This window comes from Mycobacterium sp., from assembly GCF_052145595.1.
In the GTDB taxonomy this organism is placed as follows: Bacteria; Actinomycetota; Actinomycetes; order Mycobacteriales; family Mycobacteriaceae; genus Mycobacterium.
Window position 1 is genome coordinate 1 of sequence record NZ_JBKQOI010000043.1, and the last position, 2730, is coordinate 2730.

General features: G+C 65.6%; 2 protein-coding genes. Both read right to left on the reverse strand.

The annotated features are described in order from the left end of the window. A partial coding sequence (locus ACLP4W_RS02750; RefSeq protein ID WP_442383892.1) for an HAD family hydrolase occupies window positions 1–734 on the reverse strand: 734 nt, incomplete at its 3' end. Window positions 735–743: 9 nt separating this feature from the next. Continuing rightward, window positions 744–2237, reverse strand: a complete 1494-nt coding sequence (locus ACLP4W_RS02755; protein ID WP_442383895.1) for an arylsulfatase — start codon at window positions 2235–2237, stop codon at window positions 744–746. Window positions 2238–2730 lie beyond the last annotated feature (493 nt).

Below are 2730 nucleotides of genomic sequence, written 5' to 3' on the forward strand. Positions count from 1 at the left end.
AGGGCAAGGCTGGGAGAGCCGCTAGCCTGCGCCCATTCCAGCATCTCCCGGTCACCCCCGGAGTTGCCGGCGGCCAGGATCGGCCGGCGGCCCAGCTGAGTCTGGATGTTGGCGACCTTGGCGCTGCTGGTGCGCCGGATGACCGGTGGGCCGTCGCGGTCGCGCCTGACGTCGTAGCCGATGAGGGTGCCCACCACCAACTCGGCCGGCACACCGTAGAGGTCGTCGCTGATCGCCCGGACGAACTCGGTGCCGCCGCCGGTAACGATCCCGACCGTGAAGTCGTGGCGCCGCAGCTCAGCAATGAGCTCTGACATCGGCTGGTAGATCACCGAGCGCGTCGGCCGGCCTAGCGTCGGGTGCGCTGCTCTGCCCATGAATTCCCTTGCCGCGGCGGCGAACTCCTCCGGTGTCATGCCCTCGAACAGACCGGCGAGCGCGAGCGCGATGCGTTCTAGCCCGATCCCCGCGACCGCCGCCTGATCACCGCTGAGCAGGGCGGCGAACTCGGCACGCTCGCCGATCGACGGGTCCTGGGCCACGCGTCGGCGCAGCGCGTCGAGGAAGAAGTCGAACTGTACATAGCTCGGCCGCTCGCACCACAGCGTGCCGTCGTTGTCGAAGTAGGCGACCCGATCGGCGACCGGCACCTCCCCGGCCGCCGCCAAGAACGCCTCCAATGCCTCCCGCGTGCCGCCGGGGCGCCAGGACGGGAGCGGATCGTGGCGTTCCATCGGCGTCGCTCAGCTGCTGCCGGTAGTGGCGTCCTGCAATTTGGCCATGACCTGGTCCAGGCTGAAGCTCGCAGACTTCTGCCGCTGCGGAAACTCGACCAACGTCTCGAGCATCTTCGCGACGTAAGCCTGAGCAGGGACGAACAGGAAGATGCGGTCGATCATCCAGTCGTAGTACGTGTTCGACGTGATGTCGGCCCGCTCATAGGGATCGGTGCGGAGGTTGAACAGCTTGGGCACGCGCAGTTGAACGTACGGCTCCGCCCAGATCTGCAGGGTGCCCACGCAGCGCTGCTCGAGGAAGACCAACTTCCAGTTGTCGAACCGCAGTGCGGTGAGGTCGCCGTCGTCGGAGACATAGAAGAAGTGCTTGCGCGGGCTCTCGTCGGTCTGGCCGGTGATGTACGCCAATTGGTCGTGCCCGTCGAGGTGCACCTTATAGGTCGTGCCGTTCAGGTCTGTGCCCGCGCGCAGCCGCTCGGCGATGTCGGGCACACCCGCCGCCGACAATAGGGTGACGAACCAGTCGTTGTGGCTGACGATGCCGTTCAACACCGAGCCGGCCGGGATGTGCCCCGGCCAGCGCACCAGCGCCGGGACGCGGTAGGCGCCCTCCCAGTTGGAGTTCTTCTCGTTGCGGAACGGGGTCATGCCGGCGTCGGGCCAGCTGTTCATGTGGGGACCATTGTCGGTGGAATACATGACGATCGTGTTCTCGGCGATGCCCAGCTCGTCGAGCAGATCCAGCATGCTGCCGACCGTGTCGTCGTGATCCAACATCGTGTCGTGGTAGCGCGACTGCCAGCGCCCAGCGCGACCAACGCTTTCGGGCTGGGTGTGGGTGCGAAAATGCATGTGCGTGGTGTTGAACCACACGAAGAACGGAGTTTCGGCTTGGTGCTGGCGCTTGATGAAATCGACTGCAGCGTCTCGAAATTCGCCGTCGCAGGTTTCCATCCGCTTCTTGGTGAGCGGGCCGGTGTCCTCGATGCGCTGAGTGCCATCGCCATTGGCCCAGGTGTGCAGCACGCCGCGCGGCCCGAACTTCTTGCGGAACTCGGGATCCTTTGGGTAGTCAGGCAGTTCGGGTTCCTCTTCGGCGTTGAGGTGATAGAGATTGCCGAAGAACTCGTCGAAGCCGTGCATGGTGGGTAGGTGCTCGTCGCGGTCGCCGAGGTGGTTCTTGCCGAACTGGCCAGTGGCGTAGCCCTGCGCCTTGAGCGCCGTCGCGATCGTCGGGTCCTGCGCCTGCAGGCCCAGTGGCGCCCCGGGCAGGCCCACCTTGGTCAGGCCGGTGCGGTATGGGTTCTGCCCGGTGATGAACGCGGCTCGTCCGGCGGTGCAGCTCTGCTCCGCGTAATAGTCGGTGAACAGCACCCCTTCGGCGGCGACGCGGTCGATGTTGGGGGTCCGGTACCCCATCAGCCCGTTGCTGTAGCAACTGAGATTGCTCTGCCCGATGTCGTCGCCCCAGATGATCAGGACATTCGGCTTATCGCTCACTGGTTAGCCTTTCGCAGGTGAAGCCTCGATGCCTAGCATCCGGGCCGGCTGACACTGGCGCGCACCAGGCACCCCTCAGGAATCCTAGACCCCGTTTCCGCCACCACCACGGGCCTCCGGTCGCAGGTGGCACCCGCCTGCCCGGTCCGCCAACCCGCCAGGGATGACGCCCGTCGACTTGCCGTGCGCCCGCGAAAAGTCTCAGCGACCCAGGTGCGCGACCATTTTTCGATGCAGGTCTGACAGCGAGAACCGGTAGCCCCACGCCGTTGTCAACCCCGCCCGATCCCCTGACGTCACGATCCTTTGGGGAACCGTCGGAGTCGGGAAACCCCATGTGGCACAAGTCCTCGGGTACCGAGCCGCCCGCCGCGGCCGGGCGGTTCGCGAAAAGCTCCCGCTTGCTTTCAGATCTCGTCGGCGGTAACGCCGACCGATCCTCTGGGCCAAGAATCCGCGGATACAAGCGTTAGTTTAGTTAGGTGCCGATAAG